This is a genomic window from Paraburkholderia nodosa, assembly GCF_001718195.1.
Classification (GTDB): Bacteria; Pseudomonadota; Gammaproteobacteria; order Burkholderiales; family Burkholderiaceae; genus Paraburkholderia; species Paraburkholderia nodosa_A.
The window spans coordinates 24,217-48,939 of sequence record NZ_MCNV01000024.1 but is presented as its reverse complement, the minus strand read 5'-3'; the positions used below and the strand labels follow the sequence as shown (position 1 = coordinate 48,939).

General features: G+C 65.7%; 25 protein-coding genes. 9 read left to right on the top strand and 16 right to left on the bottom strand.

Features of this window, described 5'->3' with window-relative positions; translation table 11 throughout:
* Nucleotides 1-33 precede the first annotated feature (33 nt).
* Genes BFD71_RS30215 through BFD71_RS30205 form a run of 3 tightly spaced genes read left to right on the top strand, consistent with a single transcriptional unit; the run spans nucleotide 34 to nucleotide 3,004 of the window.
* Entirely contained in the window at nucleotides 34-2,022 is a 1,989-nt protein-coding gene (locus BFD71_RS30215) for a type VI secretion system Vgr family protein (protein WP_069267978.1), read from the top strand.
* A gap of 7 nt (nucleotides 2,023-2,029) precedes the next feature.
* Nucleotides 2,030-2,575 (top strand): toxin-antitoxin system YwqK family antitoxin, encoded by a 546-nt coding sequence (locus tag BFD71_RS30210; protein WP_069267977.1) that lies wholly within the window; start codon nucleotides 2,030-2,032, stop codon nucleotides 2,573-2,575.
* Between the two features lie 33 nt (nucleotides 2,576-2,608).
* Nucleotides 2,609-3,004, top strand: a complete 396-nt coding sequence (locus BFD71_RS30205; protein WP_069267976.1) for a DUF4280 domain-containing protein — start codon at nucleotides 2,609-2,611, stop codon at nucleotides 3,002-3,004.
* 83 nt (nucleotides 3,005-3,087) lie between these two features.
* On the opposite strand, the gene BFD71_RS30200 is transcribed toward BFD71_RS30205, so the two are convergent.
* The gene (locus BFD71_RS30200; RefSeq protein WP_069267975.1) at nucleotides 3,088-3,582 is read right to left on the bottom strand and encodes a hypothetical protein; all 495 of its coding nucleotides are present in this window, start codon (nucleotides 3,580-3,582) and stop codon (nucleotides 3,088-3,090) included.
* 268 nt (nucleotides 3,583-3,850) lie between these two features.
* Here BFD71_RS30200 and BFD71_RS30195 point away from each other — a divergent pair, with 268 nt between their 5' ends.
* The 5 genes from BFD71_RS30195 (at nucleotide 3,851) to BFD71_RS30175 (ending at nucleotide 7,426) form a co-directional block, all read left to right on the top strand.
* Nucleotides 3,851-5,434, top strand: a complete 1,584-nt coding sequence (locus BFD71_RS30195) for an alpha/beta hydrolase family protein (protein ID WP_069267974.1) — start codon at nucleotides 3,851-3,853, stop codon at nucleotides 5,432-5,434.
* Nucleotides 5,435-5,641: a hypothetical protein gene (locus tag BFD71_RS30190; protein WP_069267973.1), complete on the top strand. Its 207-nt coding sequence runs from the start codon at nucleotides 5,435-5,437 to the stop codon at nucleotides 5,639-5,641. It abuts the gene before it with no gap.
* 241 nt (nucleotides 5,642-5,882) lie between these two features.
* Complete coding sequence (locus BFD71_RS30185; protein ID WP_083245546.1) at nucleotides 5,883-6,299, top strand: hypothetical protein; 417 nt, start codon at nucleotides 5,883-5,885, stop codon at nucleotides 6,297-6,299.
* A complete protein-coding gene (locus BFD71_RS30180; protein WP_069267971.1) occupies nucleotides 6,296-6,862 on the top strand; it encodes a MerR family transcriptional regulator in 567 nt (188 codons plus the stop codon). The genes BFD71_RS30185 and BFD71_RS30180 overlap by 4 nt, the downstream gene beginning before the upstream one ends.
* A gap of 144 nt (nucleotides 6,863-7,006) precedes the next feature.
* On the top strand, nucleotides 7,007-7,426 hold the full coding sequence (locus BFD71_RS30175) for an ester cyclase (RefSeq protein WP_069267970.1): 420 nt from the start codon (nucleotides 7,007-7,009) through the stop codon (nucleotides 7,424-7,426).
* Between the two features lie 67 nt (nucleotides 7,427-7,493).
* Here the strand turns inward: BFD71_RS30175 and BFD71_RS30170 are convergent, their stop codons facing one another.
* Nucleotides 7,494-8,762, bottom strand: a complete 1,269-nt coding sequence (locus BFD71_RS30170) for an NAD(P)/FAD-dependent oxidoreductase (RefSeq protein ID WP_069267969.1) — start codon at nucleotides 8,760-8,762, stop codon at nucleotides 7,494-7,496.
* 183 nt (nucleotides 8,763-8,945) lie between these two features.
* Between BFD71_RS30170 and BFD71_RS30165 the strand changes: the two genes are divergently transcribed.
* Nucleotides 8,946-9,683, top strand: a complete 738-nt coding sequence (locus BFD71_RS30165) for a class I SAM-dependent methyltransferase (protein WP_069267968.1) — start codon at nucleotides 8,946-8,948, stop codon at nucleotides 9,681-9,683.
* Nucleotides 9,684-9,724: 41 nt separating this feature from the next.
* Here BFD71_RS30165 and BFD71_RS30160 read toward each other — a convergent pair whose 3' ends face one another.
* From BFD71_RS30160 to BFD71_RS30095, 14 genes are read right to left on the bottom strand one after another with little or no spacing between them, the layout of a single operon-like run.
* Complete coding sequence (locus tag BFD71_RS30160; protein ID WP_069267967.1) at nucleotides 9,725-10,165, bottom strand: excinuclease ABC subunit A; 441 nt, start codon at nucleotides 10,163-10,165, stop codon at nucleotides 9,725-9,727.
* Between the two features lie 17 nt (nucleotides 10,166-10,182).
* A complete protein-coding gene (locus BFD71_RS30155) occupies nucleotides 10,183-10,638 on the bottom strand; it encodes a signal peptidase (protein ID WP_069267966.1) in 456 nt (151 codons plus the stop codon).
* 35 nt (nucleotides 10,639-10,673) lie between these two features.
* Nucleotides 10,674-11,918, bottom strand: coding sequence for a beta-ketoacyl synthase N-terminal-like domain-containing protein (locus tag BFD71_RS30150; protein ID WP_069267965.1), 1,245 nt, complete (start codon nucleotides 11,916-11,918; stop codon nucleotides 10,674-10,676).
* A 2-nt stretch (nucleotides 11,919-11,920) separates the two neighbouring features.
* On the bottom strand, nucleotides 11,921-13,147 hold the full coding sequence (locus BFD71_RS30145; RefSeq protein WP_069267964.1) for a beta-ketoacyl-ACP synthase: 1,227 nt from the start codon (nucleotides 13,145-13,147) through the stop codon (nucleotides 11,921-11,923).
* A complete protein-coding gene (locus BFD71_RS30140) occupies nucleotides 13,147-13,872 on the bottom strand; it encodes a 3-ketoacyl-ACP reductase FabG2 (RefSeq protein ID WP_069267963.1) in 726 nt (241 codons plus the stop codon). The genes BFD71_RS30145 and BFD71_RS30140 overlap by 1 nt, the downstream gene beginning before the upstream one ends.
* Nucleotides 13,869-14,354: a hotdog family protein gene (locus BFD71_RS30135; protein WP_069267962.1), complete on the bottom strand. Its 486-nt coding sequence runs from the start codon at nucleotides 14,352-14,354 to the stop codon at nucleotides 13,869-13,871. Before BFD71_RS30135 ends, BFD71_RS30140 begins: the two co-directional genes overlap by 4 nt.
* 8 nt (nucleotides 14,355-14,362) lie before the next feature.
* Nucleotides 14,363-15,544, bottom strand: coding sequence for a beta-ketoacyl-[acyl-carrier-protein] synthase family protein (locus tag BFD71_RS30130; RefSeq protein WP_083245553.1), 1,182 nt, complete (start codon nucleotides 15,542-15,544; stop codon nucleotides 14,363-14,365).
* Nucleotides 15,541-17,910 (bottom strand): MMPL family transporter, encoded by a 2,370-nt coding sequence (locus tag BFD71_RS30125; RefSeq protein WP_069268037.1) that lies wholly within the window; start codon nucleotides 17,908-17,910, stop codon nucleotides 15,541-15,543. The genes BFD71_RS30130 and BFD71_RS30125 overlap by 4 nt, the downstream gene beginning before the upstream one ends.
* A gap of 59 nt (nucleotides 17,911-17,969) precedes the next feature.
* Nucleotides 17,970-18,647 carry an outer membrane lipoprotein carrier protein LolA gene (locus BFD71_RS30120; protein ID WP_069267960.1) on the bottom strand — a complete coding sequence of 226 codons (678 nt, stop codon included), beginning with the start codon at nucleotides 18,645-18,647 and terminating at the stop codon, nucleotides 17,970-17,972.
* Nucleotides 18,635-19,075, bottom strand: a complete 441-nt coding sequence (locus BFD71_RS30115) for an acyl-CoA thioesterase (protein WP_069267959.1) — start codon at nucleotides 19,073-19,075, stop codon at nucleotides 18,635-18,637. Before BFD71_RS30115 ends, BFD71_RS30120 begins: the two co-directional genes overlap by 13 nt.
* Nucleotides 19,072-20,649: an HAL/PAL/TAL family ammonia-lyase gene (locus BFD71_RS30110; RefSeq protein ID WP_069267958.1), complete on the bottom strand. Its 1,578-nt coding sequence runs from the start codon at nucleotides 20,647-20,649 to the stop codon at nucleotides 19,072-19,074. Before BFD71_RS30110 ends, BFD71_RS30115 begins: the two co-directional genes overlap by 4 nt.
* Entirely contained in the window at nucleotides 20,636-22,357 is a 1,722-nt protein-coding gene (locus tag BFD71_RS30105; protein ID WP_069267957.1) for a glycosyltransferase family 2 protein, read from the bottom strand. The genes BFD71_RS30110 and BFD71_RS30105 overlap by 14 nt, the downstream gene beginning before the upstream one ends.
* Nucleotides 22,354-24,069, bottom strand: a complete 1,716-nt coding sequence (locus BFD71_RS30100; RefSeq protein ID WP_069268036.1) for an AMP-binding protein — start codon at nucleotides 24,067-24,069, stop codon at nucleotides 22,354-22,356. Before BFD71_RS30100 ends, BFD71_RS30105 begins: the two co-directional genes overlap by 4 nt.
* Nucleotides 24,066-24,722: a hypothetical protein gene (locus BFD71_RS30095; protein WP_069267956.1), complete on the bottom strand. Its 657-nt coding sequence runs from the start codon at nucleotides 24,720-24,722 to the stop codon at nucleotides 24,066-24,068. The genes BFD71_RS30100 and BFD71_RS30095 overlap by 4 nt, the downstream gene beginning before the upstream one ends.
* Between the last annotated feature and the right edge of the window lies 1 nt (nucleotide 24,723).

The window sequence follows — 24,723 nt, the reverse complement described above, 5'->3', positions numbered from 1 at the left end:
GCACACCACCGGCCACGAAACACTACCCTCGCGATGAACCGCCCCATCTCCGCCGACACCGATGCGCGCATCAGCCTCACCGGCAACGCGTTCAGCACCCTCTTTCCCGCCAGCTTCGAAGCGCGCGAGGCACTGGACGCTCCCACCACGCTGACGCTGCACGCTCACGGCGGATTGCCGCCGCCCGCGCTCTCGGGCATGACGGCCAACCATGCAACGCTCTCGCTCGCGTGGGGCGAATCGCCTCGGCTCATCGACGCCGTTTGCACGCGCGCCGCGCAGCTGCCCTCGACGATAGATGCCAGCCACTTCACCCTGGAACTGCGTTCGTGGTTGTGGCTGCTCACCCTCTCGCGAAACAACCGCATATTTCAGGGCAAAAACGCGCAGGAGATCATCCAGGCCGTATTCGGGGGGCACAGCTTGACGGACTACTCCATCTCCATCACGGGCACGCCGGCTACGCGCGAATGGTGCGTGCAGTACGCGGAATCGGATTTTGCGTTCGTGAGCCGCCTTTGCGAAGAGGAAGGCTGGTTCTATTTCTTCCGCCACGATACGGGCAGCCATACGCTCGTCATTGCCGACAGCAACGACGCCTTCACGCCCTTGCCCGGCGACGCAACACTGCACTACACAGGCGGCACGAGCGGCACACGCGAATCGACGCAGATCGTCCATTGCGAGGTCGTCGAAGAGACGGCCACCGGGCTCTTCTCGCATACCGACTACGCGTGGGAGACGCCGACCGCGCAGCTCTATTCGCAGGCACAGGCGGCGTCGAACGGGCATAGCGTGTACGAGTACCCAGGGCGCTATGCCACCAGTGGCGATGGCTCCACGCTCTCCAGGCACCGCGTAGACGCGCTGCGTGCACCCACACGAATCCTCATTGGCGAAAGCGACTGCCGCGCGCTGGCGCCGGGTTGCCGCTTTACGCTGGCCGATCACGAATCGAGCGACGCCAACATCGAATGGGTCGTACGCAGCGTGATTCACGAAGCCGACCACAACCGTTATCGCAACCGCTTCGAAGCGTTTCCGTTCGCGACGACATGGCGGCCCGCGCGTATGACGCCGCGCCCCTTCATGCCCACGCAGACCGCGACGGTGGTGGGCAAGAGCGGCGAGGAGTTGTGGACGGATCAGTACGGCCGCGTGAAGGTTCAGTTTCACTGGGACCGCGACGGCCAGAACGACGAACAGAGTTCGTGCTGGATTCGCGTGGCACAGCCATGGGCGAGCAAGCGCTTTGGCATGCAGTTCATGCCGCGCGTGGGCGACGAAGTCGTGGTGACTTTCATCGACGGCGATCCAGACCGGCCGCTCATTACGGGCAGCGTGTATAACGGCGCGAACCTGCCGCCTTATACGCTGCCCGACAACCAGACGCAATCCGGCATCAAGACGAATACCTCGAAAGGCGGCAACGGTTTCAACGAATTGCGTTTCGAAGACAAACAGGACAGCGAGGAAATCTTCCTGCAGGCGCAAAAGGACCTGAACGCCAAGGTGATCAACGACGCGACGTGGACCATAGACCACAACGAAACGAGCACGATCAAGAACGACCGCGCGCATACGATCAAGGAAGGCAACGATACGCTCACGGTCGAACAGGGCAACCGCATCACGACCGTCAAGACGGGCGACGAAACCGTCGACATCAAAGGCGCACGCACTGTGAAAGCCGGCGGCAACGAGACGCGGACCGTGGGCGGCAATCTCGATCAGACAGTGACGGGCAACATGACGCTCACTGTGGACGGCAACCTCACCATCAAGGTGAGCGGCACGCTAACGCTGCAGAGCACGGGCAACCTCACGGCGAAGAGCGACGCGTCGCTGACGAATCAGGCCGCCGTGTCGCTCACGAATCAGGCCGGGACGTCGCTGACCAACAAGTCGGACGGCACGCTTTCGAACGAGGCGCAGAGCGTGACGAACAAGGGCGCCGTACAGCAGACGGTGGACGGCGGCGGCATGCTGGTGGTCAAGGGCGGCATCGTGAAGATCAACTGAGGCGAGCATGGAGACGATTCGACCGGTCACGATAGAACGCGACGACACGCGCATTGAAGGCGCGACGCTGGGCGGCGCGCTGCACGGCCCCGTGCGCATCGAGACGGAAGGACGCCCCGTCGCGATGATGCGTTACGCTAACGGCGTGCTCAGCGGCCCGGCTACCTATTTCTATCCTGAGGGCAATTCCTCAGCGCAAGTGCAGTATGCGAACGGAAAGCTCGACGGCAAGGCGCTTTTCTACCACCCCGATGGAAAGATCCAGCGCGAGGAGCACTACGCGAACGGCGTGCTGCACGGCGTATCGCGCACCTGGCTGGCCGACGGCACGCTGCTCGAAGAAGCGCATTACCGCAACGGCAAGCTGCATGGGGTCTTGCAACGATTCCATCCGAATGGTTGCCTCGCTCTGCGGCAGCCGTTCAGTGCCGGAAAACCGCTCGAAGCGGCGAAACGTTATACCGACGACAACCGCCCGCTAGCGGCGGACGGCAAGCCGCTGCCGCGCTGGAAACAATGGTGGCAGTCGCTCGCCAATCCGTCTTCGGCCTGATTCTCGCGCAGGCAACGCACAAGGAGGTACATCATGACCAGTCCGCAAGTCTGCGCCGGTGCCACATTGCAATGCTCGTTCGGCGGCGCGCCGGGCACGCTGAACGTTCTCCCCGTCAATCGCGTGCTAGTGAGCGGCGTGCCCGCCGCGACGATTGCCGACTCGATTCCCATCGCCAATATCACGCCGTTCGCGCTGTGCCAAAGCCCGGCGAATCCCACAGTGATCGCCGCGACCGCCGCGGCGCCGGGTGTGTTTACGCCGATGCCCTGCGTTCCGGCTACACCGTCGCCGTGGATTCCCGGCGGCGCGCCAACCGTTACGCTGGGCGCCATGCCGGCGCTGGATGCTCAAGGTACGCTCGTTTGCATTTGGGGCGGCGTGATCAAAGTGGTGCAGCCGGGGCAGGTAACTACGCTTGTGCCGTAGGGCGCGGTCGGCGACGCAAGGACGCCCGGCGCTACGCCAAAGGGAAAGCGATACGTCCGAAATCGCTCGCTTCGATCTGAATGTCAGCCCGGCGTTGCGTGCGCCGATCCGAGGCTGAGCATATGTAGCGCAAAGGCGCGCATGATATCCTGCACCGCGTTGGTCAGGACGCCTGTAAAACTAGCACTGAAGACTTTCTGAGGCCCCTTTCCGAGGATCTCGACTTTGCTTGTGTGCGAAAACACGACATTCGGCACCGCCCCCCCACTAATAACAAAATCGTAATACGCGCTCGGCTTGTTCTTCACGGTGTATGTCGTCCCGGCTTTCTTCCCTTTTTTGGTATCGAGATGAATGGGTGCCGGCCGCTCTGCGGTTACGTGGCAGGAATTCGCCACGCCACCATTCGCAAGCGGTACGGTGATGTGATATTCCTCGTTCTGAATCTCGAATGGCAAGTAAATAAGGGTGCCGCCTTCGTCTGTCGCGTCATCGTAGGTAGCTGCCGCGGGGAGGATTCCGCCTAATGCGACCGCATTGTCCCAGTCTGTCTTGATGTTCGAGAAAACGAGAGGCATTGCCAATCTCCTGGTAGTTGAATGTGTGATCCTTCTGAGTAGATAGTAGCCCGTCGGATCGCAATTCGCCTTTTATTTTATGAACAATAGACGTTTTATTACATAGGATCCCAATCATCCGGAAAACACCTGCGCACACTCTTCATCAAGCACTTCACTGGAAAATTGTTCCCACAACCAGTAGCAAATGCCGAATTCGTTTACCTATACTCGTTTCACTCTGCAAGGCAGCCCCATTTTCCGAACACCAGCAAAAACGGAGCGTGAAATGCGAGGAGCGATGCTTAAGACGGGTTGGCTACTGCTGACTTTCCTTTTGTCGAGTGCCAGTGTTGTCGTGCAGGCCGCCTCGACATGCAGCGGCTTGAGTTGTTTTTTCCGCGGCCAGCTAGTCGAGCAGAGAACAAGCTTGCGCCTGAGCGCAAGCGACTTCACGAAACTGCTAAACACGAACGCAACGGGTCAGCAATTGCTGCAAGTCGCCGGCACGCCGCGCTGCGACATCGAAATCAAGTACTTCCGCTACCTCACGATAGGCGGCGCAGGCGAACCCACCATGTCGAGCGCCGCGCTGATGATCCCCGGCGGCGGCGCCTCGTGTACGGGGCCGCGTCCGCTCATGCTGTACGCACACGGCACTACGACCTACCGGAACTACAACATCGCCGACATTACTCAAGCGGACCCGGCCAACGGTGACGGCGCGGGCGAAGGCATTGCGGTGGCGGCGATCTACGCGGCGCAAGGTTATCTCGTCGTGGCTAGCAACTATGCCGGCTACTCGGGCTCCCCCTTGCCGTATCACCCCTATCTGAACGGCGACCAGCAATCCGCCGACATGATCGACTCATTGCGCGCGGCCCGATTCGCCATGGCCCTTCCCGACCCGGCAAACAAGACGCGTGAGAACGGCAAGCTGTTCGTCACTGGATATTCGCAAGGCGGCTACGTGGCGCTCGCGACCCACCGCGCGCTGCAGGCGGCCGGCATCAACGTCACGGCTTCCGCGCCGGGCTCGGGTCCGTATGCGCTGGGCGCCATGGCGGATGCCCTCGTCCAGGGCGAGGTCGACCTCGGCTCGACGATCTTTACGGTGCTGGTGACCACGAGCTACCAGCACGCCTACGGCAATATCTATCGCAAGCCGGGCGACTTTTTTGAGGCGCCCTATGCCCCTGGGATAGAGAACCTGCTGCCGAGCGTCACGTCAATGGACACGCTATTCGCCAAAGGCAAACTGCCCGCAACGCAGCTCTTCAGCAGCACGCCGCCTGCGCCACAGTTCGCTTCGTTGACGCCGCCTCTCGCGCCGCCCCTGGCGCCCGCTGAATTGACGCCGCTCTTCGCGATGGGATTCGGCACCGCGAATCTCGTGCGCAATGCCTATCGCCTGAGCATGCTCGAAGACGCCATCGCCAATCCCGATGGCGCCTTTCCCACGCCGACCGCCGCGATGGCCCCCGCTGCGAGCCCGGCCCAGCCGCTGCGCCAGGCGTTCAGGCGCAACGATCTGCGCAACTGGGTGCCGCACTCGCCCGTGCTGCTATGCGGCGGCCACCTCGACCCGATGGTGTTCTTTTTCAATGCGGCGATCGAGCAGGCCTACTGGAAGCACGCCAACGTCGCGCCGGGCCTGACCAGCGTGCTCGACGTCGACTCGGCGCCAGGCGCGAACGATCCGTTTGCCGCGGTCAAAGCTGGCTTCGCTCAGGCCAAGGCGGCAGTCGCCGCGCAGGCGGTTCAGGGTGGTGCAACGGATGGTGGGCTTTCCGCAGTGCTTCAGGTCTACCACGCCGACATCGTCGCGCCGTTCTGCATGGTCGCGGCGCGCGGGTTCTTCGGCAATTTTTGATTGGCGGCCGCGATCGAGAACGCGATCAAGGGCAATCCGGCGTTCAAGCCTCATAAGGGGGAGCATAGTCAAAACGCCAAGGTCCATCGCTTTGCGGGTACGAATTGGCATGACTCGAAAAAGCACGAAACCGTTTCAGTCTCCGGCGTTAAATATAGTGGTGCCGTTGAGGCCGACATTCTTGGCGAGACCTATACCGATTTTTAGTCGAGAGCCGCTTGACATAATGCTTCATCGCTCCCTCAGACCAGACATGAGGCGCTTGCAACCAACAAGCCGCCATGCGCCCCTTTCGATGGGCTAGAAGGCCTTTCACGCCTCATGCAACACATTGAGCCTGAGCGTTCGACGGCACCAGTGAGCCGAAGCGGCACGAAGGCGCTTGACTCGACTACCGTAGTCACCTTCACGATCGATACCCTGTTCAACGGACAGGGTATCGATCGAAATGGAAACCGCCCGCGATCTCACCGACGACGCCTTCCTCGAAGCCTTTCTAAGCTGCAGGTTGCCACCGGCCGCGTTCAATCATCGCAATCATCTGCGCGTGGCGTGGATACACCTGCAGCGCTTCCCGCTGGACCAGGCGATCGAGCGCACCTGTGCCGGTATCGCGCAATACGCCACGCATCTCGGCGCGCCGGGCCGATACCACCGTACAATTACGGAAGCCTTGGTCCGGCTGATGGCGCATGCGGGCGCATCGGATTCATTGCACACGTTCGATGAGTTTCTCGCACACGCACCAGCCTTTTCCGGCGATTGCCGCGCGCTTGTCGCCGCGTACTATTCGCCCGCCAAGCTGAACCGGCCCGAAGCGCGCTTGTTCTTTCTCTCACCCGATAGACTTCCCTTGCCGTCATGACACGTCTCGCTCGTTTCACTCTCGGACGACTGGCACGCGAGGCGGGACTCTCGCGTTCCTCGCTGCTGCACTATGAAACGCTGGGCTTGCTAGTGCCGGTCGCACGCAGCACCGCGGGCTACCGGCTCTACGATGAGACGCAACGCGAACGTCTACGCGCAATCTGCGCGTACCGGGCCGCCGGATTACCACTAGCCGCAATACGCGACGTCCTCGCGAACGAGGCAGACGCAGCCGCCCAGATCCTTGAAACGCATTTGATGGTGCTAACGGAGGAAATCGCGCGTCTCAAACAGCGTCAGAACGCAATTGCGACGTTGCTCGCGCAACCATCGTTTCGTCGGAGAGGAAAGAAGCGTGGCAAAGACGCGTGGGTTGCGATGCTGCGTAGCGCCGGCTTCGACGATGCGGAGATGGACAGGTGGCATGCAGAGTTCGAGGCAGAAAACCCCGACTCGCATGCAGCGTTTCTGGCTTCGCTCGGGCTGACGCCCAAAGAGGTGAATGCCATCCGCCGGCGCGCGAAGCTCACAGGCAACACAGCCATCGGCCACGTAGCCTGATGAAAGTCATTGACAGTCAAACCTGGAAATGTGCGCCACCGCACGTTCTCGCGTGACTCCGACGCACGTCGTCGCGCTTGGCCGTCTACTCTGCAGCAACCGGCTTTCACTTCCCAATTTCGCCAACCAGGAGACGTTCATTCCATGCATGAAACAAGCGATAGGGTTCGCGCGTTTATCGAGGAAGTCCTGAATCAAGGGCAGATCGACGCCGCAGAGCGGTTTTTCTGGGAGGACATGGTCGAGCAGGTGCCGTTCCCCAGCCAGGGTCCCGGTATCGAGGGCCTCAAGGAGGTCGTACGAGGGATGCGAGCCGCGTTCCCGGACATGCATTGGCGCGTCGAGGAACAACTCACGGAAGGCGACCGCGTGCTGACCCGCTTCGAGTGGACGGGCACGCACAGGGGAGCGTTCCTCGGCGTGGACGCTACGGGGCGCGCCGTCAAGGTCTGGGGCATGGTCATCGACCGTTTTCAGGACGGCAGGATCAAGGAAACCCGCCTCCTCATGGACACGCTCGGGCTGATGATCCAGCTAGGCGCGGTTCCTCCACCGGGCCAGTGAAACCGCGATAACCTGGTTGGTCCCGCGTCCCGCTGCAGGACCAACCCAGTGCGCCCCTCTTCGCTCGTTACAACGACAGCTTGCACGCCTCATGCAGCGAAGTGAGTCTGCGCACGGGCTCCGCTACATAAGGGTTGCTCTCGTCCCACGCGTAGCCCGCCAGCACCGAGCTGATCATCCGACGGATCAAGGGTGTTTGGCGCGGGTAGTAAATGATGTCCTGCAGCTCGCCCGTGTACCAGCGCTCGACGAAGGCGCGGAACGTGTCGATCCCCTTGCGCAGCGGCACGTCGTATTCGGCCTGCCAGTCCACGGCCGCGCCGCCGAGCGCGCGCTCGAGTACCTTCACGGCCAGGTGCGCCGAACGCAGCGCGATGGTGACGCCCGAAGAAAACACCGGGTCAAGAAACTCGCCCGCGTTGCCGAGCAGCGCGAAGCCCGGGCCATGCAATCGTTCGACGTTGGCCGAATAACCGCCAATCTGGTTCACCGGCATGAGAAACGGCGCGTCGCCGATCAGACGGTTCAGTGTCGGCTCCTCGCGAATGAGCGCGCGCAGCCGCGCCTCGCGTTCCGCTTGCGGCATGTCGAGGAAAGCGGCATCGGCAACACAGCCCACCGACGAGCGCCCGCCCGCGAGCGGGATCATCCAGAACCAGACGTCGCGGTGCTCGGGGTGTGTCGCGATGCAAATCTTGTTGCGGTCGAAGACGTCAAGCGGCAGCCCGTCGCGCACGTGGCTGAAGATCGCGGCACGCGTCGGCATGCCGGTGGGCGCCTCCAAATCCAGGAGGCGCGGTAGCACGCGGCCAAATCCGCTCGCGTCGAGCACGAAACGCGCGTGCACTTCATAGCGCGCCTGGTTTTCGTCGATCGCCTCCAGCACCGGCGCGTCGCCCGTGCGCATGCCCGTCACCGTGTGGCCGAAGCGCACCTCGGCGCCCTGCTTCGCGGCGCAGCCGATCAACAGATCGTCGAACTTCGCGCGCTCGACCTGGTAGGTCGTGCCCCAGCCCTCTGAGTGTTTGTCGCGGAAGTCGTACGACGATACCTCGTCGCGCCACACGAAATGCGCGCCATTCTTGTACTGAAAGCCGGCTTCCACCACCGCCTGCAGCATGCCGGCCTCTTCCAGGTACGCCATGCTTTGCGGCAAGAGGCTCTCGCCGATCGAAAAGCGCGGGAAATGCTGGCGCTCCAGTACGAGCACCGAGCGTCCGGCCTTGCGCAATAGGGCCGCAGCGACCGCGCCCGAGGGGCCCGCGCCGATGATCGCCACGTCGACGGTTTCGCGTCGCGTGGACGGCGTAACGGCTTCTCCAATGCTCTTTTCCATAGTCCTTTCCCTTCTCTGCGTCCTGACGCGCTCTGTTACGTCCTGTCACGTCCTGTTACGACTGTATGCCCAATGCAAGCGCACTTTGCTGCGCGAAACCGTGATTCTGACACCCCTCGCTGCGCCCTTGCATTTACAATGCCCATTCGCGTCCATGACCGCATTCGCAACGGGTGAAAAAATATGTCGGTTTCCGAATCAAATTACGTGCCGTTCGTCCCGGAAACGGCCTTCGGTATCTGGTTTCTCCGCACCCATACGTGGGAGCACCACGTGCTGCGCGTGGCGATCAACGACCTCAAGCGGCTCGTCGACGTGCCGTTGCCCGACGCGCCCGAAATCGTCGATGTCGGCTGCGGCCAGGGCAAGTCGTTCCGCCTGCTGGCCGAGGCTTTCCGCCCGCGCCGCATCGTCGGGGTCGACTATCACGAGGCGTCGCTCGAACTGGCGGCGCGTGCCGCGCGCACCTGTCAGGACGAATTGCAGACGCAAACCGCGTTCGAACTGCTGCACGGCGATTGCGCGAGCCTGCCGTTACCCACGGCCAGCGCGGACATCGTCTTCTGCCACCAGACTTTCCATCACCTCGTCGAGCAGGAACGCGCGCTCGCGGAATTCCACCGCGTGCTCAAGCCGGGCGGCGTGCTGCTCTTCGCCGAATCCACTGAGGCTTATATCCGCTCGTGGGTCATCCGCCTGCTGTTCCGCCATCCCATGCACGTGCAGAAGAGCGCCAACGGCTACCTCGAAATGATTCGCGCAGCGGGTTTCCGTTTTTCGGAGCGCAATGTTTCGCTGCCCTATCTGTGGTGGAGCCGTGCCGCCGATTTCGGTCTCTTCGAGCGCCTCGGCCTGCATCATCCCAAGCCCGGGAAGCGGCGCGAAACCCTGGTCAACGTAGCCGCCGTGAAGGCGGCATGAAGGCGGCGTGAGCCGGGTCGCCCGCCGCCGCCTGCTGCGGGTTACTTGCCGCCCTTGAGCGTCACCACGTCGCCGACGAGCGCCACGCCGGCGATCATCGCGCCCGCGCCGCAGGTGAACTCCGTGGCACTCTCGCGCAGTTCGTTCTTGTAGTTGCTCTTGATGTTGATGACCGCGTTGCCGCCTTCCTTGCGCGCGCGTTCCTGCAGCTCCTGCACGGCCGAAAGGAACACGTGCTGGCAGGCCGCTTCGTCGCTCTTGCCAAATGCGTTCGTCTTCTTGTTCGTGGAGAACTGACCCAGCGTCTTCTTCACCGCCGGATGCGGTTGGCCCGCAAAGTACAACGCAATGTCGTCGCTCACCTTGCCGGGCTCGCTCTGCAGCGCCACATCCACCGAATAGGTGTCGACGGTATTGCGTGCGTAGGCGTGCGACGTCGCGAAGGCCGCGCACAGCGCGGCGAACATCCACAGTTTCTTCATTGCTTTTCTCCGTTGGTTCAGTTCGCTTGCAGCACCACGAGGTCGCCTGTGACGGCGATGGCCGCTGCACTCTGGCTCACGCCGCATGTGTATTCGGTGGCCGACCCGGTTTCGCTGCCGTGAAAGCGCGTGGTCACGTTGATGACGGCGTTGGCGCCCTTGTTGTGGGCGTCCGCGCGCAGCTTGTCGAGTGCCATGGCGAGCACCTTGTTGCAGCTGGCCTCGGCGCCGTCGGTCGCGCGGGCGACACGCAAGGAGTGCGAGGCATCACCGACGTGGCGCACCACTTCCGGATGCGGCTGCGCACCGAAATACACGGCGATTTTCGCGGCGGGGTCCGCGCTGGACGCGGCTTTCGCCGTCGAGAGCGAAGCTGCGGGCTGGATCGGCAGCGTGAGGCGCTGCGATCCGCAAGCGGCCAACGTCAGGCTGACGATCGCGGCCATGCTCAGCGTGAGGTAAGTCTTTTTCATTGGAATCCTCATTATCTTCAGGGTTGCCCGAAACTTCAGACTGCATTCCAGGCGCGAAACACCAGGCTGGCGCAACTGCCGCCGAACCCGAATGAAACCGACATCGCCGTATCGATGCGTGCGTCGCGCGTTTCACGCACGAGCGGCATGCCGGCGGCAGCCGCATCGAGCGCTTCGATGCCCACGGCACCCGCAATCCGGCGATCGCGCATCATCAGCAGCGTGTAAATGGCTTCGTGCGCACCGCACGCGCCGAGCGGATGGCCGCTGAGCGCCTTCGTCGAGGAGAACGCAGGCACCTCGCCGCCAAACACGGTGCGCAACGCGAGCAGCTCCTCGATATCGCCCGATGGCGTCGAAGGCGCATGAGTGTTGATGTAGTCCGGGCGGCAGCCGGCCTCGGCGAGCGCCTCGCGCATTGCGCGCGCAATGCCGGCCGCCTGCGGCGCGACCATCCGCGCACCGTCGGTGCACTGGCCGTAGCCGGTCAGCTCCGCGTAGATGCGCGCGTTGCGCGCCTGCGCATGCGCGAGCGATTCGAGCACGAGGATGCCTGCGCCCGAGCCGATCACGAAGCCGTCGCGCTGCGCGTCATAAGGCCTCGACGCCCGTTCGGGCGTGTCGTTGAACCCGCGCGAGAGTGCGCCCATCGCGTCGAACATCAGCGTCATGTTGTCGTGCAAGCCTTCGGCGCCGCCCGCGAGCACGATGTCCTGGCGGCCCGTCTGGATCAGCTGCATGGCCTGGCCGATCGCGAGCGCGGAAGTCGTGCACGCCGACGAAGGCGAATACGTGACGCCTTCCATTCCGAACACGTGCGCAAGATTCGCCGATGTCGTGCTGCTCATCGCCTGCGGCACCGTATAGGGCGGCACGCGGTCGACACCTCGGGTGTTCGCGCTTTCCATGGCCGCGTCGTACGCGGACATCGTTCCGACGCCCGAGCCCACCACCGCGCCGGCCCGAGGGCTGAGCAGCGCGTGTGCGTCGAGAGCGGCATCGGCGATGGCGCTGTGTGCGGCGTGGCAGGCGAAGCGCGCCGTGTCGCCCATGAAGCGTTCGGCCTTGCGCTCGAACGGCGTTTCGCCCGCAACCGAAGCCACGGCCGCCACCTGGCTCGCGAAACCACGGTCGCGCCACGCCTGAACGCGCGTGATGCCGCCGCGTCCGTCGCGCAAGCGCGAGGAAACGCCGTCGAGCGTATTGCCGAGGCACGAGACGATGCCCATGCCCGTCACGACGACGCGCTGCAAGCAGCGCGCTGATAGCGATGTCCGCATGCTCAACGCGCGCGCCGGAAGATCAGCGACGTGTTAACGCCACCGAACGCGAAATTGTTGCTCATGACGTGTTCGGCGTCTATCGTGCGCGGCTCGCCCCGGATGTAGTCGAGCGGCGCGCAGGCCGGATCGACCTGGGTCAGGTTGAGCGTGGGCGCGTACCAGTTGCGCTTCATCATCTCGATCGTCCACCACGCCTCGATCGCGCCGCAGGCACCGAGCGTATGGCCGATATAGCTCTTGAGCGAGCTGATCGGCATGCGCGCGCCGAAGGTCTCCGCCGTGGCCTGGCTTTCGGCCACGTCGCCGCGATCCGTGGAGGTGCCGTGCGCATTCACATACGCGATCGCTTCGGGGGCCAACTGCGCGTCGTCGAGTGCCTGACGCATCGCGACCGCCATCGTCGCCGCCGTGGGCTGCGTGATATGCGCGCCATCCGAATTGCAGCCGAAGCCCACCACTTCCGCATGAATGCGCGCGCCGCGCGCCACGGCATGCTCGTATTCCTCGAGCACGAGCGTCGCCGCGCCCTCGCCCACCACGAGCCCGTCGCGCGCGGCATCGAACGGACGTGGCGTGAGTTGCGGCTCGTCGTTGCGCGTGCTCGTGGCATAGAGCATGTCGAACACCGCCACGCCGGGCCCCGAGAGTTCCTCGGCGCCGCCCGCGAGCATCAGCGTCTGTTTGCCGTTCGCGATCATCTCGTAGGCGTAGCCGATTGCCTGGCTGCCCGAAGCGCACGCGCACGACGTCGGCACGATGCGCCCCTTGAGGTCCCAGAAGAGGCTCACGTTCACGGCCGTGGTGTGCGGCATCATCTGCACGTAGCTGTTCGACGTCACATCGCTCATCGAGCCCGTTTCGAGCATCTTGCCGAACGCGCGCACCGGCTCGACCGAGCCCGCCGAGGACCCGTACGCCACCCCCATGCGGCCGTCCTTGATCGACGCATCGTCGAGCAGGCCCGCGTCGGCCAGCGCGTGCTCGCTCGCACGCACGGCGTAGAGCGAGACCGGGCCCATCGAACGCGTTTTCTTGCGCGGGTAATAGTCAGGCGCAGTGAACGCCGGCAGCGGGCACGCGAGGCGCGTATGCAGCGCCTCGATATAGTCCCAGTCGTGCACGCGCTTGACGGCGTTGACGCCGCCCTTGAGCGCGGCTTCGACCTGCGCCCACTGATCGCCGAGCGCGGTCACGCCGCCCATGCCGGTAATGACGACGCGCTTCATCAGACCATCCCGCCGTTGACGCCGATGACCTGGCGCGTGACATAAGACGCCGCGTCGGACATGAGGAAGCCGACCACGGCCGCGACTTCGGCGGGCTGCCCCACGCGATTCATCGGCACGGCCTTGAGCGCGTGTTCGAGCGGCACGTCGTCGAGCATGCCCGTATCGACGAGCCCGGGCGCGACGCTGTTGACTGTGATGTTGCGGGTGGCCAGTTCCACCGCGAGCGCCTTCGTCGCGCCGATCAGCCCCGCCTTGGCGGCACTGTAGTTGACCTGCCCGCGATTGCCTGTCACGCCCGACACGGACGCCACCGTCACGATCCGGCCGCCCTTGCGCGCACGCACCATCGGCATGACGAGCGGATGGACGACGTTGTAGAACGCGTCGAGGCCAGTTTCGAGCACGATGTCCCAGTCTTCGTCGGTCAGTGCGGGGAACGCGGCGTCGCGCGTCACGCCCGCGCAGCAGACGATGCCGTAGTAGGCGCCGTGTGCCGCCACGTCTTCTTCGAGCGCCGCGCGGCATGCGGTGCGGTCGCGCACGTCGAACTGCAGCACGCTGGCCGCGCCGCCCTGTGCGACGATGCCCGCCGTGACGGCATCCGCTTCGTTGCGGCCCGTGCGGCAATGCACGGTGACGGCAAAGCCGTCCGCGGCGAGATGATAGGCGATCGCGCGACCAATGCCGCGGCTCGCGCCGGTGACAAGAACACGCCGGCTCATGATCTGGAATTCTCCTCGATGAAAGTCTGAAAATCGCGCGGCTGATACACCTTCACGGTGGCCTCGGCGAATAGTTTGCCATCCTGACTGATGGTGCAGCCGTACGCGCCGTGGCCTTCTTCGCTGCGCAGCAGTTCGTTGACGGTCACGCTGAGCGGCGCGCCGCCTGCGAAAGCCCCTTGCGCCGCCTCATAGCGGCGCGTGCCGAGCAGCACGCCTGGGCGCGCGGGCTTGCCATCGCGCATCGACAACAGGCCGACGTGGGCCGCGATCGCCTGCGCCATCAGTTCGATGCCGATCCACGCGGGCATCGCGCCCTGCTCGTCGGCATACCATGCATCGGCGCGCACGCGGGCGAGCGCCGTGAGCGATTCGTCGCTGCAGGCGGCGACCGAGTCGAGCAGCAGCATCGTGCCACGGTGCGGGATGATCGCCTCGATCGGCGGGAACGCATCCGTCGGGGAGGAAAGACCGGAATTCATGGCCTCGATCACCGTCCGAGTATGAGTGAAACGTTGCTGCCGCCAAACGCGAAAGAGTTGCTCATCACGTATTGGCGCACGCCGTTGCGCGGCAAATGCCGCACGTCTTCGATCAGGTCGAGCGCGGGCAGCGCCGGGTCGGCTTGTCCGTCCCACAGATGGCGCGGCAGCGCGACGTCGTCGCGAGCGAGCGCGAGCCATGCCAGGCCCAGTTCGCTCGCGCCCGCCGCGCCGAGCGTATGGCCCGTGAGCGGCTTCGTGCCGCTCGCGGCCACGCCGTCGGGGAACACGCGCGCCATCAGATGCGCTTCCATCTGGTCGTTCTTGATCGTGGCCGTTGCGTGCAGGTTGACGTAGCCGATCGCGGCCGCGCCGATGCCCGCGTCGGCGAGGGCCGCGCGCAATGCGAGTTCGCCGCCCGTGCCCTGCGGGTCGGGCGCGGAAATATGGTGGGCGTCGCTCGACTCGCCCGCGCCCGCGAGCATCACCGGCCCTTCCTCGCGGGTCATCAGGAACACCGCCGCGCCTTCGCCGATGTTGATGCCGCGACGCTGCGCGCTCATCGGGTTGGTTCGCACGGGGCTCGTCGATTCGAGCGAGGCGAAGCCTTGCAGCGTGAGCTCGCAAAGCGAATCGACGCCGCCCACGACGACGGCATCGCACAGGTTCGCCCGCAGCAGACGGCGCGCTGCGACGAATGCCTTCGCGCTCGACGTGCACGCCGTGGAGATCGTGTACGCCGGGCCGCGCAGATCGAGCGCCGCGGCGGCGAATGGCGCGGCCGTGCCGATCTCCATCTGGCGGTAGTCGAACGTCGAAGCGGCTTCTTGATGCGCAGGCTGCGTGAACATCGTTTCCGCGGCGCTGATGCCCGACGTGCTCGTACCCAGCACGACGCCGATACGGCCCGCGCCAAAGCGTTCGCGCGCGGCTTCGATGGCGCTGCGGACCTGTGCCAGTGCGGCGAGCAGAAGCCGGTTATTGCGGCAGTCGTAGCAGGCGAGCGATGCGGGCGGCGCGATGTCGAGCGGCGCCTTCACGCTGCCCGCGAACGCCGTACCGGTGCGTGTCGCGATCGGCCCCATGCCGGGCGCCTCGCCGCGCGCGAGCGCTGCGACGATCGCAGGTACATCGTCGCCTAGCGCGTTGACCATGCCGAGCGCATGCAAATAGACAGGGAGCGCCATCAGGCCTTTCTCCGTTGATTCGTGGGCATGCCGCTTGTTCCGCTTATGCCGATAGGCGCGAGCATGACGGACACCATGATGCCGAGCGACAGGGTGGCGCCGAAGCTCTTGAGCGCGGGCATGGAACTCATGCCGAGCATGCCGAACGAGAGCAGCGTGGTCGCGGCGGACAGCAGCACCCCCGTCCATACGGCGCCGCGATCGGCGGCAGCGCGCATCGCGCCTTCGCGCAGAAAGACGGCATAGTTCGCACCCACGCCGAGCACGAGCATCAGCGCCAGCATGTTGAAGAGATTGATGCGCACGTGCGCATAGCCGAACGCTGCGAGCGTGACGCCGATGGCGAGCCACACCGGCAGCGCGACCGCGATGGCCCCGCGCCAGCCATAGCGGAACATCAGCAGCGCGAGCACGAGCGTGAGCGCGCCCGCGAGCCAGATCGCGCCGTCCTGTCGATACACGCCGAAGAGCCGCGACACGCTCGCCGCCTTGTCGACGAAGCTCACGCCGGGCAACGCGTGCGCGACGTCGAGCAGCGCAGGTGCGTTCGCAGCGGACACACCCTGCGGAATCACGATCGCCGCGAATGCACCGGGCGTGCTCGCGGAACGGCCGAGCCACAAGTGGCGGAACGGCTGCGACCAGGGTTCGGCAAGCCAGTCGTCCACGTGCAGCATGGAAGCGCGCGAGTGCGCCCAGGCATCGAGCCACGTTTGCGCCACCTCGTCACGAAAGCCCGCTGCGCCCAGCAGCGAGCGCAAGGCGGCGGGATCGGCGAACACATGCGCGCCGAGCAGCGCGCGATCGGCCCGCTGCCGCGCTTCGGACGGCACGAACGATGTCACCGATTGCCAGCCGCTCAGCGCGGACGCGCCCGTGAGCGTGCCGAGCCGCGCGCACAACGCGTCGGTGCGCTCGAGCACGGCCTCGGGCGACGCGCCGCGCACGACGAAGAACTGCGCGCTGTTGTCGGCCCCCACCGCGCTAGACACCACGCGCTCCTGCGCGACGAGCGCCGGATCCCGTTGGATCAGTAGATGAATGTCGTCATCGCTGCGCAGTTGCAGCCAGCCCGGCACGGCGATGACAACGAGCGCCAGCGCGACGCCCCACGCGCGACGGCCGCCGATCAGCGCCTGCCATTTCGCGAGCGAGGCCGCGGCCACCGCGAAGAGCGTATGCGGACTGCGGCGCGCGGGCTGCGTCAAGAGGCTCGGCAGCAGCCAGACAACAGAAGCGAAAGCCGTGAAGATGCCGACGATGGCGAAGCACGCGATCTGCCTGAGCGCCGGAAACGGCGCGAACGTCAGAATGGCGTAGCCAAGCAGGCTCGTGCTGAGCGCCACCGTGAGCGCGGGCAGCACCTCCCGCGCGCCGCGCCGCGAATCCCAGCCGTGCCGCGTGCCGAGGTAGACGACGAAGTACTGAATGGAGTAATCGACCGCCTCGCCGATCAGGCTCGCGCCGAACACGAGCGTCAGCAGATGCAGCTTGCCGAAGACGAGCATCGTGGCCGCGAGCGCGCACACGATGCCGAGCGCGGTGGAAACGAAACCGAGCAGGATCAGCCGAGGCGAGCGGAAGATCCGGAGCATGAGCAGCGCGATGCCCACGGCCGAAACGATGCCGATCACATGCACATCGCGCTCCGAAGCGCGCCGCGCAGACTCGGCATAGAACACGGCGCCCGTGCGCGCGACCGTGACGTCGGGCCACGACGTCTTGAGCGCCGCTTCGCCGTTTGCGACGGCAAGCAGCACGCCCCGTTGAACGTCGGATTCGTAGGCAGACCCAGGCAGCGTGCCGATCACGAGCACGCTCGTGGTGTTGCCGCGATGCGCAACGAGGAAACCGTCCTCGATGCTGAGATTCGATGCCGCGAGCGGCAGCCCTGCGAGCCAGTGCTGAAGCCAGCCGAACGGATCGTCGGCGAGCGACGTTGCGAGACCCGTGTTCGGCAGGCCATAGAGGCGCTCGGCGAGCGCGCCGCGCAGCGTTTCGGTGCTCCCGGACGCAAGCACACGGTCTTGCGCCGTGAGCAGGCCAAAGCGGTATGGCAGGTAGAAACGCGCAATGCGGCCGAAGTCGAATGGCGGAACTTGTGCCGTCACCGAAGCGAACGCGTGGCTCGCGCTCAGCACCGCGCCCAGTTGGCCCGCTGCCGCTTTCGCGTGCGCCGCGTCGCTGCTCGACACGAGCAGCACGGCGCGGTTGCCGAGCGCGCTCGCGAGCTGGTCCACGGCCTCTTCGGCCACGGGGTCGGCCTCGGTTGCCGGCAGCAGTGCGAGCAGGTTCGTCTGCAGGGGCGTCGGCCCCGCAAAGCGCCAGGCGCAATACAGCGCCGCCGCGAGCGAGAGCAGCAGCCACATGGCGCGCAGCGTCCACTGCCGCCACGGCTGGGTTGCGGTGCGAAGCTCCGAGGAACTCACTATGGCGTTCCGAAAAGTTTCTGGTCGGCGGGCAAGAGTTCGGACACCTGCGCGCTGCCGCTAAAGTCATACTGCGTGACGTCGCCGTTGGCGAACGTGATGCGCAAGCTGCGCAGGAAGTCGCCGCCTTCCATCTCGATGCCGCGCAGCGCCTGCGCGATCTGCGGCTGGCGCGGCACGAGGCGCATCTGCCATTGCGAAGGCGTGCCGCGCGCCGCTACGTCGAATTGCGAGTACAACCCGCTCAGGTCGCCGCCGAGCATCGCCCGCATCATCTTCGCAATCTCTGCCGCACCGCGCGCGCCCTGCGCGCCGCCGTTCCGGGTGCGCTGATCGGGTTGACCGTTGGCATCGATCACGGTGACACCGCTGTCGCGCATGACCCACGTTTTCCTGTACGGCGTTTCGACCTGCCAGATCACGCCGCGCTCGCGAAAGAACAGCAGCGAGCCCGTGCTGACGAGCGGGGCTTTCATCGCGGCAAGCGTCTGCGTTTGCGTGAAATGCGCACGCACGCCGTTCGCGCGCGCAAGACGCGACGCGATCTGCGAGACGAGTGCCGCGTCGCCGGCGTCCGTGCTCACGTTCGCAGGTACCGTCGCGGCCTGCGCCGGCATCCACATCGACTGAAGCGCAAGCAGTGCGGCCACCGCCGCGCATCGTTTCAACGCGCCCATGCACGCTCCAGCTTTTCGAACACGACAGGCGGCGAGACGAACTGCAGCTCCTGCGTGGCGGCGCTCACGGCGACCTGGATCGTGTAGCCCTTCGTGAGCCGCGTGCGCGAATCGCGATCGTAGACTTCGTAGCCGATTTTCAGGCGATTTTCGTACTCGAGCAGATGTGCGCAGACTTCGAGCTGCTGCCCATAAACGGCGGGCCGCACATACTTCAGATGCGCTTCGACCACGGGCCACACGTAGCCGGACGCCTGCATCTCGCGATAGTCGTAGTCGAACTTGCGCAGCAGCGCCGCGCGGCCGAACTCGAAATACTTCAGATAGTGGCCGTGCCAGCAGACATTCATCGCGTCCACGTCATGGAACGGAACTTCCACATTCGCGCTCGCGCTCAACATCGGCGCAACCTTGCGTGATTCGCTCATGGCCTGCCCTCCGCGTTCGGCCCGAGGAATTCGCCGGTTGCGATTCGCTCCGTCATGGCGCGCAGTTCGTGTTCGAGCGCACGGTCCTCGTCGACGAATGGCGACGTCGCGGCCACGTCTTCCATGAATGCGGCAAGCGGCTCGGGAATGACGGTCTCGGCATTGCCGCGCAGACGCAGTCGCGCGGCCTGCACGGTGGCGAGCGCGTGGGCAGCCGCGACCTGCTCCGTGAGTTGCAGCACGCGCAAGCAGTCGCGCGCCGCGATCGTCCCCATGCTCACCTTGTCCTGATTGTGTGCTTCCGTCGAACGGGAGAACACGCTCGCGGGCATCGTGTGCTTGAGCGCCTCCGCCGTCCACGCCGACGACGAAATCTGCACGGCCTTGAAGCCGTGATTGATCGGCGCGCGCGCACTCGTCGCGCCCGTGAGGTTGCGCGGCAGGCCGTTGTTGAACTTGTCGTCGACGAGCAAGGCGAACTGCCGGTCCATCAGGTCGGCAAGATTCGCCACGGCCGTCTTGAGGCCGTCCATGGCGAACGCAATATGGCCGCCGTAGAAGTTGCCGCCGTGCAGCACGCGCTCGCCGTCGGGATCGATCAGCGGATTGTCGTTGGCGCTGTTCAGTTCGTTCTCGATGTCGCGGCGCATCCACGTGAGCGCGTCGTTCGCGACGCCGATTACATGCGGCGCGCAACGGATCGAATAGCGGTCCTGCAAGCGGTGGCCCGGCGTGTCCGGTCGGCCGGCCAGGTCAGCGCGGATCCAGGCCGCCGCTTCGCCCTGCCCGGCGTGCGGCTTGGCTTCGAAGATGAACGCGTCGAAATGCGCGGCTCGCCCGTCGAGCGCTACAGTTGCGAGCGCGGTGAGGCGCGCGGCGAGGCGCGAGAGCTGCGCCGCGCGCGTGAACGCGAGACAGGCGAGGCCCGTCATGACCGCCGTGCCGTTCATCAGCGCGAGGCCTTCCTTGGGCGCGAGCGTGAGCGGTTCGCGGCCAAGCGCGAACCACGCGTCGCGTGCCTCGCAGGGCGCGCCGCGAAACTGCACGCCGCGCTCGCCAACCAGCGCCGCTGCGACATACGAAAGCGGCGTGAGGTCGCCGCTTGCGCCCACCGAGCCTTCGGCGGGAATCCGCGGCAACACGCGATGATTGATGAGATCGGCGAGACGTTCGAGCAGCACCGGTCGCACGCCCGAAAGCCCGAACGCCAGCGAATTCAGACGCGCGGCGATCACGGCGAGCGCCGAGGCGTCGTCGAGATACTCGCCCATGCCGCAGCCGTGATAGCGCGTGAGCTGCAGCGGCAGGGCCTCGACGAGCGCCATCGGCACGTCGACGACGCAGGCGTCGCCGTAGCCCGTATTGACACCGTACACGGTCGCACCGGCTTCGAGATGGCGGCGCAAAAACTCCGCGCCGCGCGCGATGCGTTCGCGCCAGGCCGGGTCATCGTTGAGCCGCACGGCGGCGCCGCCACGCGCCACCGCCACGACGTCCTCGATCGTCAAATGGCGGCCGCCGAATACCACGGCATCCGCCTTGACTCCGGCATCCTTCAGGTCAGTCTCTGCCATTCGCTCCCCCACTGGGGCGCGCCCAGAAATCGTAGAAGTTGAACCATTGGTAAGGCGCCTTGCGGCAATAGTGTTCGAGGCGCGACGCGAAGCGCTGCGCCCATGCCGCAATATGCTCGGCGCGGCCACGCCGCGGCAGCTCGATACGCTCGGCGAACGGCTCGAAGTAAAGCCGGTAGCCCGTGCGCTCTTTCAGGCAGAACAACAGATAAACGGGGCACGCGAGCGCATGCGCCAATACATAGGGTCCCTGAGCAAACGCGGCGGTCTCGCCGAGGAATTGCGCCTCGGTGGTACGGCCCGTTTCGCGCGCAGGCGTGCGGTCGCCGACGATGACGAGCAGCTCGCCGCGCTCGATGCGCTCCTGCATCATCAGCGCCGTTTGCGGGCCGAAGTCGCTCACCGGCACGAGATGCTGCGCGAAATCGTGATGGGCGGTAGCCAGCACGCTGTTGAAGCGTTTCGCGTGCTCCGTGTAGACGATGGCCGTCACCTTCGTCTGCGCGCCGCGCACGGCCAGCGCCCGCGCCATTTCGAGGTTGCCGTGATGCGAGCCGATCACGAGCGCGCCGCGGCCGCTCGCGATCAACGCGTCGAACGCGCGTGGGTCGTCGATCTCCACGTCGGCCGGACCGACGCGCCCCGTCCAGGCGGCCAGCTTGTCGAAGCCCGATTGCGCGAACGAGAGCATATGGCGGTAGGCCGTGAACCAGCCGGGGCGCGGCGTCTCGCGCTCCGGAGAACACTGCTGCAGCCGGTCGAAATAGCGCCGCGAGGCGTCCCGTGCGGGGCGGCCCGTCACGAGGAAGTACGCGACGATCGGATGCAGCCAAAGCGCGGTGAAGCGCCGCCCGAACAGGCCGCAACTCCAGGCGAGCAGCGCCATGCCGAGCCGGCTGCCGCGTTCGGCAGTGCGCCACCACGGGTCGTTGCCGTCGCCCGCAGCCGCCGTCCGTGCCAGAACCTGCGGCAAGACCTTATGCACGAGCAGCAGCGGCAGACGCGCGAGCATGCCTGCGACGAGCCGCGTATGGCTGCGACTGATACGCACGTTGTCCCACAGCACGTCGAAATGCGAGACGCCATCGGCCGCGTAGGTGACGGCGGTCGGAATCGAGACGAACGCCACGCGCCGCCAGTGCAGGCGCACGAGAATCTCGATGTCGAAGTCCATGCGCTCGGGCAGCTTCACGCTGTCGATCAGCGCGCACGCGAGGTCGAGCGGATAGAGGCGAAAGCCGCACATCGAATCGCGAATCGTGAACGAGAGCGTCTCGATCCACACCCAGACGTGGGTCAGATAGCGCCCATAGAGGCGCGCTTTCGGCACACTCTCGTCGTACACGGGCTGGCCGATCACGACCGCGCGCGGATTGGCCTGCGCGGCGGCGAGAAAGCGCGGGACGTCCGCGGCGTCGTGCTGGCCGTCGGCGTCGATCTGCAGCGCGTGCGTATAGCCGGCGTCGCGCGCGACGCGCAGCCCCGCCATCACCGCCGCGCCCTTGCCGCCGTTCACGGGCAGGCGCCGCAGCGTGAGCTTGCCGGCGTAGCGGCGCGCGAGGTCCGCCAGCACCTGCTGGGTGGCTTCGTCGCTGCCGTCGTCCACGACGATGAGCGGCAGGCCGTGGACGATCAGGTTCGCCACGGTGCCGCCGATCGCGTCCTTGTGGTTGTAGATCGGAATGACGATACAGGCCGCGAGGCTCATGCGGGCTCCCTGTATACGAAAGCGCCGGACGCGCAGTCACGCTCGCCGACGCCCCACGCGAACGCTATGCGCCGGCGCGCGGCGTCGTGCTTGAGCACGAGCTTGAGCAGCGCGCCCGGCGGCACCGGCATGGTGAATTTCAGTTGATCGATCGAGGCGAGCGCGCGCACGCCGGGCACCCAGTCGCGTGCGAAACGCATCGCCCAGTCCACCTGCACGACACCCGGCAGAATCGGCAGGCCCGGAAAGTGGCCCGCGAAATGAACGAGCGTGTGCGGCACGCGTAATTCGAATGCCCGCCCTTCTGCGTCGTCCCATTGAGCGAGCAGCTCGAACCCTTCTTCGCTGGCCGCGAACGCGCGGGCAACCGCTTGTGCCTGAACCTTGCCGCGCGAGTCGGCTGGCAGCGCGCGATGAATGCGCCAGTGGCGCGGCAGAACGACAGTGTCGAACCAGGCGGCGAGATGGCGGCGCAATGCTTTCAGGAGCAGAACGCGGCCGTCGCGGCGCAGCGTTTCGCGGCCCTCTGCGGTGAGCACCACGAGCGCGCCGATGCGCTCGCGCGAGCCGCCTTCGAGCAGTACCGCCCTCACTTCGGCAACGCCGGGATGCAGCAGCAGTTTGCTCTCCATCTCGCTGAGCGACACACGCTTGCCGTCGAGCTTGACCACGCGGTCGAGCCGCCCTTGCAGCACGAAGCGGCCGTATTCATCGAACGCGGCCTTGTCGTCGGTGCGATGCCAGCCGTCGTGGCCGAGGTGCGGCGAGCGCACTTCGAGCGCGCCGCCCTCTTCCGCTGCGGCCGCGCGCACGGCGATGCCCGGCATGGGCGTCCACGCTTGCGCTTCGGTTTGTCTGCGCCAGGCGATGCCGCCCGTTTCCGTACTGCCGTAGATCTCCAGCGGCGCGGCGCCGAACGTGGCGGCATATTGCTTCGCCGTGTCGAGCGGCAGCGGGCCGCCCGACGAGAAAAACGCGCGCGGCTGCGCAGCGAGCGTCGCGAACCCCGGCAGATCGGGCCAGCGCGAGAGCTGTGCAGGCGTCGAGACGACGACAGTCGCGGCACAGTGCGCCGAACATTCGGCGATACGCGCCTGCAATTGAGCCGGGTCGGCACAGGTCGCGCGGGCGAACGGCCTGCCCGCGGCCAGCGGCCAGAAGACGCGGAACAGTAACCCGTAAATGTGGTGATGCGGCACGCTCGCGAGCACGGCCGCGTCGCCCAGCAGCGTGCCCCACGCGGCTTCGAGCGTATGCACTTCCGCGTCGAACTGCGCGAGCGTCTTGTGTACGGGCTTCGGCGTGCCGCTGCTGCCCGACGTGAAGAGCGTGAGCAATGCGTTCGCGTCGATCGCCATGCCGGGCTCGACGGGTTGAACCGCAGGGGTATCGGCACACCAGGCGGCAAGCTCGTTTTCGTCGAGCACCGCGTCGTACGCGTCGCTCAGTTCGGCGAGATAGCCCGGCGTCGCGTTCGCCGGAATCACGGGCACCTTGCCGACCGCAAGCAGACCGAACAAAGCGCAGGCGAACAGATACGGGTCGTCGCTCCAGAGCGCGAAGCGCAGGCCCGGCCGCGTGCGCAGGCGCTCAGCGATGCCGAGCGCATGCGCACGGAACGTATCGAAGTCCGTTACGTTCGCGCCATCGACGCAAACGACGCTGCGCGGCGCGCGGCAACGCGTCACGAGAAGCTCGTGCAATGCGATCACACCGCCTCCCGTCGCGCAGCACGCGGCAGCATGATCCATTTGCGCCAGACGAACTCGCCGGCGAGCAGCGCACCGATGATCAGATAGGAGAGCATGCCGTTGTAGAGCGACCAGGCGCGCGTGGGCCAGGCAAGCGCCGTCCAGGCAGAAAACGCACTGTTCAAAGCGAAGAAAATACACCAGAGCTGCGTGACGCGGTGCGTATAGCGCACGATGTGCGCGGGCGGATCGGGATAGGTCAGGCGTGCGAATTTTTCGACCATCGACGGGCCCTTCACGAGGGTCGCGCCGAAGGCGACGAGCAGCCCGATATTCACGAGCGAAGGATACAGGCGCATGAGCCGTTCGCTATTGGTAATGACGATCGCCACCGAGGCGACATTGAGCATGACGGCAACGGCCCAGTCCACCGGCGTGAGCTTGCGCAGCGTTGCCGCGAGCGCGCCCGTGCCGGCCACGCGCTGCATCCAGAGCAGAACGAGCAGCAGCAAGCCCACGAAGCGCGGCGAATCCCAGCGCCACGCGCAGAGGATCACGACCGGGTAGGCGAGACTGGCCAGCAACCGCCACTTGCTGCGTGCCCGGCCAGCTGCTGCGTCGCTTTCACCTGCACCGGCAGGCTCAGCCGCGCCTTGCCCGCGAAGAACCGTCACG

Bases quoted from the DNA above. Each gene is read 5' to 3' on its own strand.
- BFD71_RS30215 (WP_069267978.1), top strand. From the start codon at position 34: ATGAACCGCCCCATCTCCGCCGACACCGATGCGCGCATCAGCCTCACC.
- BFD71_RS30210 (WP_069267977.1), top strand. From the start codon at position 2,030: ATGGAGACGATTCGACCGGTCACGATAGAACGCGACGACACGCGCATT.
- BFD71_RS30205 (WP_069267976.1), top strand. From the start codon at position 2,609: ATGACCAGTCCGCAAGTCTGCGCCGGTGCCACATTGCAATGCTCGTTC.
- BFD71_RS30200 (WP_069267975.1), bottom strand. From the start codon at position 3,582: ATGCCTCTCGTTTTCTCGAACATCAAGACAGACTGGGACAATGCGGTC.
- BFD71_RS30195 (WP_069267974.1), top strand. From the start codon at position 3,851: ATGCGAGGAGCGATGCTTAAGACGGGTTGGCTACTGCTGACTTTCCTT.
- BFD71_RS30185 (WP_083245546.1), top strand. From the start codon at position 5,883: ATGGAAACCGCCCGCGATCTCACCGACGACGCCTTCCTCGAAGCCTTT.
- BFD71_RS30180 (WP_069267971.1), top strand. From the start codon at position 6,296: ATGACACGTCTCGCTCGTTTCACTCTCGGACGACTGGCACGCGAGGCG.
- BFD71_RS30175 (WP_069267970.1), top strand. From the start codon at position 7,007: ATGCATGAAACAAGCGATAGGGTTCGCGCGTTTATCGAGGAAGTCCTG.
- BFD71_RS30170 (WP_069267969.1), bottom strand. From the start codon at position 8,762: ATGGAAAAGAGCATTGGAGAAGCCGTTACGCCGTCCACGCGACGCGAA.
- BFD71_RS30165 (WP_069267968.1), top strand. From the start codon at position 8,946: ATGTCGGTTTCCGAATCAAATTACGTGCCGTTCGTCCCGGAAACGGCC.
- BFD71_RS30160 (WP_069267967.1), bottom strand. From the start codon at position 10,165: ATGAAGAAACTGTGGATGTTCGCCGCGCTGTGCGCGGCCTTCGCGACG.
- BFD71_RS30155 (WP_069267966.1), bottom strand. From the start codon at position 10,638: ATGAAAAAGACTTACCTCACGCTGAGCATGGCCGCGATCGTCAGCCTG.
- BFD71_RS30150 (WP_069267965.1), bottom strand. From the start codon at position 11,918: ATGCGGACATCGCTATCAGCGCGCTGCTTGCAGCGCGTCGTCGTGACG.
- BFD71_RS30145 (WP_069267964.1), bottom strand. From the start codon at position 13,147: ATGAAGCGCGTCGTCATTACCGGCATGGGCGGCGTGACCGCGCTCGGC.
- BFD71_RS30140 (WP_069267963.1), bottom strand. From the start codon at position 13,872: ATGAGCCGGCGTGTTCTTGTCACCGGCGCGAGCCGCGGCATTGGTCGC.
- BFD71_RS30135 (WP_069267962.1), bottom strand. From the start codon at position 14,354: ATGAATTCCGGTCTTTCCTCCCCGACGGATGCGTTCCCGCCGATCGAG.
- BFD71_RS30125 (WP_069268037.1), bottom strand. From the start codon at position 17,910: ATGTGGCTGCTGCTCTCGCTCGCGGCGGCGCTGTATTGCGCCTGGCGC.
- BFD71_RS30120 (WP_069267960.1), bottom strand. From the start codon at position 18,647: ATGGGCGCGTTGAAACGATGCGCGGCGGTGGCCGCACTGCTTGCGCTT.
- BFD71_RS30115 (WP_069267959.1), bottom strand. From the start codon at position 19,075: ATGAGCGAATCACGCAAGGTTGCGCCGATGTTGAGCGCGAGCGCGAAT.
- BFD71_RS30110 (WP_069267958.1), bottom strand. From the start codon at position 20,649: ATGGCAGAGACTGACCTGAAGGATGCCGGAGTCAAGGCGGATGCCGTG.
- BFD71_RS30105 (WP_069267957.1), bottom strand. From the start codon at position 22,357: ATGAGCCTCGCGGCCTGTATCGTCATTCCGATCTACAACCACAAGGAC.